Genomic DNA, 7,877 nt, shown 5'->3' with positions numbered 1-7,877 from the left:
TAGCCGCCCGCCATGTCGCCATAGATGGTGGCATAGCCGACGCTCATCTCGCTCTTGTTGCCGGTGGTCAGCAGCATATGCCCGAACTTGTTGCTCAGCCCCATCAGCGTCACTGCGCGGATGCGCGATTGAATGTTCTCTTCGGCAAGGTCCGGCTCGCGCCCGGCAAAGCTGCCCGCCAGCATCGTCTCGAACGCATCGACCGCAGGCTGGATCGGGATGCTGTCGAGACGGCAGCCAAGCATCGCGGCGCACCCGGCGGCATCGTCCAGGCTGTCCTGGCTGGTGAAGCGGCTGGGCAGCATCACGCACCACACCCGGTCAGGCCCCAACGCATCGACGGCGACGGCGGCGGACAAAGCGCTGTCGATCCCGCCCGACAGCCCCAGCACCACGCCGGGAAAGCCGTTGCTGTTCACATAATCGCGCAGCCCCACGATCATCGCGTGATAGGCGTCCTGCGGAAACGGATCGAGCGCGTGGATTTCGCCCGGCGTACACTGCCAGCCCGCATCGGTGCGCGTCCATTGCGTGTGCACCGTCGCCGCTTCCCAGTCGGGCAGCTGGTGCGCGAGCGATCCATCGGCGTTGACCACAAACGATGCGCCATCAAACACCAGCTCGTCCTGTCCGCCGATGCGGTTGAGGAACACCAGAGGCAGCCCGGTCTCGGCGACCCGCGCGCGCGCGACAGTGTGCAGCCGGCGTTCGTCCTTCTCGATCTCGTACGGGCTGCCGTGCGGCGCGATCAGCAGTTCGGCGCCCATCGCCTTCAGGTGCCCGCACACCTTGGGGAACCAGATGTCCTCGCACAGCGGCAGGCCCAGCAGCATGCCTCTGAACGGCACCGGCGGCTGCAGCGGCGCCGAGGCGAACAGGCGTTTCTCGTCGAAGGTGCCGTAATTGGGCAGCTCGTGCTTGAGCCGCACCGCCGCGACCGCACCGCCGTCGAGCAATGCCACGCCATTGAAAAGCTGGTCCTCGCGCGCGAACACCGACCCCACCAGCATCGCCGGCCCGCCATCGGCAGTGGCAGCGGCAAGCCGTTCCAGCTCCGCAGCGGCGCGCGCGATCAGCGCCGGTTTCAGCACCAGATCCTCGGGCGGATAGCCGATCAGCTGCAGCTCGGGATAGACGATCAGGTCGCTCGCCATGGCCTGCGCGCGCGCGGAGAGCATGGCATCGGCATTGCCCGCGATATCGCCCATCGCCTGCGCGCACTGGACGAGGGTGATCAAGAGCCGGTCGGTCATCCCTGCCGGATAGGGGCTGGCAGCCAGAGCGGCAACAAGATTTGCAACCCGCCGCGCTGCGGCCATGATCCGCAACTTACGTCTTCCGCTTGACCGGCCACTTGGCTAACAGGGCCCAAATCGATCAGGGCAACGGGGAAGCACGATCACATGAAAATCCTGTCTGGCAACAGCAACCTGCCGCTGGCACGCGCCATCGCCGCCTATCTGGAAATGCCGCTGACCGACGCCAGCGTGCGCCGCTTTGCTGATGAGGAAATCTTCGTCGAAATCCACGAGAATGTGCGCGGCGAGGACGTGTTCGTGGTCCAGTCGACCGGATACCCCGCCAACGACAATCTCATGGAGCTGCTGATCTGCATCGACGCGCTCAAACGCGCCTCGGCCCGCCGGATCACCGCAGTGATCCCCTATTTCGGCTATGCCCGGCAGGACCGCAAGCCGGGTCCGCGCACCCCGATCTCGGCCAAATTGGTCGCCAATCTCATCACCGTGGCCGGCGCCGACCGCGTGCTCTCGGTCGATCTGCACGCCGGGCAGATCCAGGGCTTTTTCGATATCCCGACCGACAATCTTTATGGTGCCCCGGTGATGGCCGCGGACATCCAGGCGCGGTTCGGCGAGCACGCGCTGACCGTGGTATCGCCCGACGTCGGCGGCGTGGTGCGTGCCCGCGCGCTGGCCAAGCGACTCGACAATGCGCCGCTCGCCATCGTCGACAAGCGCCGCGAGCGCCCCGGTGAATCCGAGGTCATGAACATCATCGGCAATGTCGAGGGCCGCTTCTGCATCCTGATCGATGACATCGTCGATTCGGGCGGAACCTTGTGCAACGCGGCGCAGGCGCTCAAGAACGCCGGCGCGATCGACGTGGTGTCCTATGTCACCCATGGCGTGCTGTCGGGCGGCGCGGTTGCCCGCGTCAACAACAGCGCGCTCAAGGAGCTGGTGATCACCGATTCGATCCAGCCGACCGACGCGGTCAAGGAATCGACCCGCATCCGCAGCCTGCCGATGGCCGCGCTGATCGGCGAGGCGATGCGCCGCATCGCCGACGAAAGCTCGGTCTCAAGCCTGTTCGATTGAGAATTACGCCTTATCTGTGAGCTCAGATAAAGGATGATTCTCATATGATTCACAGCAAGGACATTGCGCTCGCCGAACGGCTGGCCGACGCCGCGGGCGAAGCGATCCGCCCGTTTTACCGCTCCGATTTCACCACCGACCGCAAGGCCGATGCCTCGCCGGTGACCGAGGCCGATCGCGCAGCCGAAGCGGCGATGCGTGCGATCCTTGATGCCGAAGCGCCGCGCGATGGCGTGATCGGCGAGGAATATGGCGAAAAGCCCGGATCGACCGGGCGCACCTGGGTGCTCGATCCGATCGACGGCACCACCAGCTTCATCGCCGGACGGCCGATCTTCGGCACGCTGATCGCGCTGATCGCCGAGGAATGGCCGGTGCTCGGCGTGATCGACCAGCCGATCGGGCGCGAACGCTGGGTCGGCGCGACCGGCCGCGGCACCACCTTCAACGGCAAGCCGGTGCGCGCGCGCCTGTGCCCCGATATCGAGGACGCGGTGCTGGCCACCACCAGCCCGCATCTGTTCAGCGATCACGACGCGATGCACTTCATGGCGCTCGCCAAGCAGTGCGACACCCGGCGGCTGATCTGGGGCGGCGACTGCTACAATTATGCGCTGGTGGCGCAAGGATCGGTCGACCTGGTGTGCGAAAGCGGGCTCAAGCTGCACGATTTTGCCGCGCTTGTGCCGGTGGTCGAGGGCGCCGGCGGGCATATGTGCGACTGGAACGGCGATCCGCTGCACAAGGACAGCGATGGCCGGGTGATCGCGATGGGCGATCCGGCACGGCTCGAGGACGTGTTGGCGGCGCTGGGGCACCACCAGCACGATTAAGGCTGGGCAGTCAGGTCACCGCCCGGCGCGAGCCACTTGCCGGGTATCGACGGTCCGCGTGTTTTGTGTGATCAGCCGGTCCGCCTCGGCGATCGCGGCAGCCTCGGTCATCTCGCCCTGCTGGATCTCGTCGGCCATCGTCAGGATGCGCGCGCTGATGATGGTGCCAGCCTGTGCCTCTTCCTGGATGGCGATTCCGCCCTTGGTCGCAGCCACCTTGTCCCAGGCAGACCGGACCGCAGCCCAATAGCCCTGGGTCGCGACCCAGTAATCGTCGGCGGCCTTGACGTTGTAGCCATCGAACCTGGTGTAGGTGTTGAGCACATATTCCTGGACGACGGGTTTGAGCGTGCCATCGGCGAGCCCCATCTTGATGTTGTCCTGCCAGTGCACCCAGCCATCGGGCGTGGTCTGGTGGCGGTTGATCGCGTAATAGCGGTCGTACACCGGGTTGCGCACCGCATCGCGCCGCGCGAGCGGACGCCAGGTCCAGTTGGAGCGCCAGCGGCGCAGCCCGCCCTGCTCCTCGAACTGCCCCCAGCCGGCATAACGAGGGCTGTCATCGACCTGCCAGACGGTCTGCGACCAACGGCCCCGGCGCATCTTTTCGGGCACGTCCTCCCAGGTCCAGGCGTTGCGGTCTGAATAGACCAGCACCTTGGCGGGTTCGTATTCCCAGTCCTGTCGCCAATGCTTGGTGATGTGCGGCTTGCCCTCATGCTCGCTGACCAGAATGTGCTGCAGCACGATGCGGCGGCCGGTGTCCTCGATCACGCGCACGACCTCGTGCCCGCCGGAAATCTTGCGGTCGAGCGGGGTGTAACCGCTTTGCCAGGGAGTCGCCTCCTGCATGTCGAAGCGCACCTTGAAATTGCCTGCCATCGCGAGGATTTCGGCGCGGTCTGCCTCGAACACCGCGGCTTCCTCCTGCGCGGGACGCTCGGCGATCGGCGGGTGGGCCAGAGCGGGCGATGATGCCAGCGCAAACAGGCTGGCGGCGGCAAGAGATGCAAAGGCTGTTTTCATGATGATGAACCCCTGATGGTTATTGATAACAAGTTTGCGAATCAAAAGCGATAAGTCAACGAAACACTGCCGTTCCTCCCGGGTTGGGTGAAGGCATCGGCGATATTGGTGTTGCTGGCGAGGCCGCGGACATCCGCCCACCAGGCGTATTTTGCGTCGGTGATGTTGAACAGGCCCGCGCGCAGGGTCACCGGCCCCAGGTTCACGAACGCGGTCGCATCGAGGATGGTGAACCCATCGGGCAGGAAGCACGACGGCGTGCACACGCCGACGCTGCGCGCCTGCGACTTGCCCGCGCTGTGGGTGGCGATGATCTGCCCACCAAAGCGGCCCGCCGCCTCGCGCCAGCCCAGCCCGGCGACCAGCTTGAGCGGATCGACCGTGGCGAGCGGCACCCGCGTGCCCGCTTCCGGATCGGTCACGTCGCCCTTGGCATAGGAGATCGCGATCTGGCCGGTCAGCCCGTTGGCCGCGCGCAGGTCCATCCGCGCCTCGGCGCCTTCCACCTTGACCCCGCGCAGGTTGATGAACTGGAAGATCGCAGGGTTTGCAGGCGTAAAGCCGCCACCGACCACCTCCTGGCTGATGAAATCCTTGTAGCGCGCGCTGAACGCGGTGGCGCTGAGGCTGACCGCCTCGCTGACGAAGCGGATACCGCCCTCGATGCTTTCGCTACGCTCGGGCCCCAGATCGGCATTGGGGCGCGAGGTGTAGCCCTGCCCCAGATTCTCGAAGAACTGGTTGATCTGGCTGGGCTCGGGCGCGCGAAACCCTTGCGCATAATTGGCGAACAGCCGCACCTCTGGGGTCAGCTTGAGCACCGCGCCCATCTTGGGGCTGAGCCGGTCGCCCGACTGGCCGGTGGTGACAAACGTCGGCGGAAGAAGCGGATCGGCCTGGGGCGAGAGCTTGTAGTAGTCGAAGCGCAGCGCCGGAAACAGCGTCAGCGGCCCCCAGCTGATCTCGTCGCCGACGAACAGGCCGGCGAGCGTGTAATCGGTCACCGGAAACGCGCTGGTCGGAAACACCTCGCCAAAGGGCGGCACCGTGCCATCGCGCAGACCCTGCTGCCGGGTCCAGCTGCCATCGGCGCCGAACACCAATTTGTGCTGCAGCGCGCCGGTGGAAAAGGCCAAGCGGCCTTCCGCAGCCAGCCCGTAGACCCGGTTGTCGAATGTGTTGAGCCGGGTGCGGTCGGCGAGCGGGGAGCGGTCTTCCTGGGTGAACTGCCGGTCCTTGGCGGACTGCCAATAGGCGCTGATGCGGGCGAGTTCGAGCGCGCCGTCACCCTCCCAGATCCAGTCGCCCGCGATCCGCCAGCGCTTGCCGGTGTCGCGCGCGACCAGATTGTCGATGCTCGCCGAGCGGCCCGAAAGCAGGTCGGTCACTAGGGCATTGTCGAGATATTCGCCGGTCAGCCTCAGCGTGTGCCCGCCGGCAGGATCCCACACGATCCGCGCGGTGGCGGCGTTGCTGTGGCCGTCCTGCGGGTTGGGGGTGGTGCGGTCGGCACCGCGCCCGTCGTTGGTGCCCTGGTTGTCGAGTTCCTTGAAGTCACGGCGGCTGTACGAGATCAGCGCCGACAGATCGCCCGAGCGGCCCGCGAGGATCGCGGTCTGGGCGAATTCCTCGTCCGCGCTGGCATACTGGCTGCGCACCAGCCCGGCGACCGACTTCCCCTTGAGGATGTCTTCGGGATCGCTGAGCGTGAAGCTCACTGCGCCCGCCAGCCCGTCGCTGCCATATAGCGCCGAGGCCGGACCGCGCAGGATCTCGACCGATTTGACCAGCCCGATATCGACCGAGTCCCCCCGGCCGACGCTTTGCGCGCCGAAATTGAACCCCATCGGAATGCGCACGCCATCGACCTGGATCAGCACGCGGTTGCCGCCGATGCCGCGGATGGTGAAATCCTCGTTGCCCGCACGGCCGGTGGTGCCGAACGCCGCCCCGAACCACGCAGGTGCGCGGCGGACGCTGACCCCCGGCTCGAAGCGCACCAGATCCTTGATGTCGGTGGCGAGTTCGTCGGCAATCTCCTCGTCGGTTTTCGACGAGATGGTGACGGGCGCCTCGTCGATGGTGATCGGCATGCGCGTCGCGGTCACCACGATCGCACGTCCATCGCTCCCCGCTTCGGCGTCGACGGCGTCGGTGTCGGCGACCGGCGCCCCGCCGGCCTGCGCGGCATGGGCAGCGCCCGGAAGGGCACAGAGCCCGATCATGGCGACCGAACAAAACCAGCGTGTCATCAAAAACCCCCTATCTGCTAATGCTAGCGATTCGCATTAGCCTATGGCGGCTTTTACAACATCGGTCAATATCATGCGTTCACAAAGGCGTGCGGCATGGCCCACCGCCGCACAGGGCGCGGGGCTGAGACAATGATAGGATCACGGACCTGCGACTATGGCTCGCCAGGAGCTTCAGCGGTCAGAAGCGGTTGCCGTCCTTGCGGCGCTTATCGCCGCCGCCACGCTCGTGCATGTCGACATCGGGATAATGGCACGGCCCGTTGACGCTTTTGCCGATCACCAGAAACACGCAGTCCGCGTCGCTTTCATTGATCAGGCAATGGCCGTTGCCATCGTTCTTGGGGAAGGCGGCGACATCCCCCGCCACCAGCGGCGTGCGCCCGTTATCATCGACCAGCACCGCAGTGCCTGCGATGATCACCAGCAATTCGTCTTCGTTCTCATGCCAGTGCCGCTGCGCCGACCACGCGCCGGGCCTGAGCACGACATGGCTGGCGCCGAAATCGGTGAGGCCAGTGACCGGCGACAGGCGGCGGTACCAGCGTTCCTGCACGACATCGGCGAGATGCTCGGGATAGCCGGTGGCGTTGGTCTGGGGGATCGCTTGCAGGTCGACTTTGGGCATGGCGCGATGCTAATGCGGCTTTATCCTGAATGAAAGCGCCCATGACCACCACCCTTTCCCCCTCCCCGCTCGAACTCTCGCCGCTTGATCTGGCCAGCCGCCTGATCGCCTGCGAAAGCGTCACGCCTGCCACCGGCGCGGTGTTCGATTGTCTCGAGGCGATGCTCGCACCGCTGGGTTTCGACGTCACCCGCTTCGTCTGCGGCGAGGCACCCGATGGCCCGGTCGAAAATCTGCATGCGATCCGCAAGCCGGCGGGCGATGCCGGGCGGCATTTCGCGTTCGCCGGGCATCTCGATGTGGTGCCGCCGGGCAAGGGCTGGGCCAGCGATCCGTTCGTGCCGCAGGTGCGCGGAGACCTGCTGCACGGACGCGGCGCGGTCGACATGAAGGGATCGATCGCGAGCTTTGTCGCGGCGGTGGCGGACGTTCCGCGCGAGACCGGCACGATCAGCCTGATCATCACCGGCGACGAAGAAGGCCCGGCGATCTACGGGACGCGGGCTTTGATCGATCATATGCAGGCGAGCGGCAGCGTGCCCGATCTTTGCCTGGTGGGTGAGCCGACATCGGTCGCGCGGCTGGGTGATATGGTGAAGATCGGGCGGCGCGGTTCGGTCAACATATGGATCCGCGTGGCGGGCACGCAGGGGCATGTCGCCTATCCGCACATGGCCGACAATCCGATCCCCAGGCTGGTCGCGATCCTCGCCGAGATCGAGCGGATCGAACTCGATCATGGCACAGACTGGTTCCAGCCGAGCAACATCGAGATCACCGATCTGGCGGTGGGCAACCC

General features: G+C 65.8%; 7 protein-coding genes. 3 read left to right on the top strand and 4 right to left on the bottom strand.

Annotated elements, in window-relative coordinates:
* Positions 1 to 1,253 (bottom strand): NAD+ synthase (locus QUV11_RS16910; RefSeq protein WP_300884154.1); only part of this gene is annotated, 1,253 nt, incomplete at its 3' end.
* Between the two features lie 150 nt (positions 1,254 to 1,403).
* Between QUV11_RS16910 and QUV11_RS16905 the strand changes: the two genes are divergently transcribed.
* Positions 1,404 to 2,339 carry a ribose-phosphate pyrophosphokinase gene (locus QUV11_RS16905; RefSeq protein ID WP_300884152.1) on the top strand — a complete coding sequence of 312 codons (936 nt, stop codon included), beginning with the start codon at positions 1,404 to 1,406 and terminating at the stop codon, positions 2,337 to 2,339.
* A gap of 44 nt (positions 2,340 to 2,383) precedes the next feature.
* Positions 2,384 to 3,172 (top strand): histidinol-phosphatase, encoded by a 789-nt coding sequence (hisN, locus tag QUV11_RS16900; protein ID WP_300884150.1) that lies wholly within the window; start codon positions 2,384 to 2,386, stop codon positions 3,170 to 3,172.
* Positions 3,173 to 3,187: 15 nt separating this feature from the next.
* Here the strand turns inward: hisN and QUV11_RS16895 are convergent, their stop codons facing one another.
* The 3 genes from QUV11_RS16895 to QUV11_RS16885 form a co-directional block, all read right to left on the bottom strand.
* Positions 3,188 to 4,198 (bottom strand): DUF6607 family protein, encoded by a 1,011-nt coding sequence (locus QUV11_RS16895; protein ID WP_300884148.1) that lies wholly within the window; start codon positions 4,196 to 4,198, stop codon positions 3,188 to 3,190.
* A gap of 41 nt (positions 4,199 to 4,239) precedes the next feature.
* Positions 4,240 to 6,450: a TonB-dependent hemoglobin/transferrin/lactoferrin family receptor gene (locus QUV11_RS16890; RefSeq protein ID WP_300884146.1), complete on the bottom strand. Its 2,211-nt coding sequence runs from the start codon at positions 6,448 to 6,450 to the stop codon at positions 4,240 to 4,242.
* A 181-nt stretch (positions 6,451 to 6,631) separates the two neighbouring features.
* Positions 6,632 to 7,078 carry a cupin domain-containing protein gene (locus QUV11_RS16885; protein WP_300884144.1) on the bottom strand — a complete coding sequence of 149 codons (447 nt, stop codon included), beginning with the start codon at positions 7,076 to 7,078 and terminating at the stop codon, positions 6,632 to 6,634.
* A gap of 41 nt (positions 7,079 to 7,119) precedes the next feature.
* On the opposite strand from QUV11_RS16885, the gene dapE reads away from it, so the two are divergent.
* Positions 7,120 to 7,877 (top strand): succinyl-diaminopimelate desuccinylase (gene dapE, locus QUV11_RS16880; RefSeq protein ID WP_300884142.1); only part of this gene is annotated, 758 nt, incomplete at its 3' end.

It is taken from the genome of Blastomonas sp. (assembly GCF_030373265.1).
Taxonomy (GTDB): domain Bacteria; phylum Pseudomonadota; class Alphaproteobacteria; order Sphingomonadales; family Sphingomonadaceae; genus Blastomonas.
This window is presented reverse-complemented; position numbering and strand designations above follow the sequence as displayed.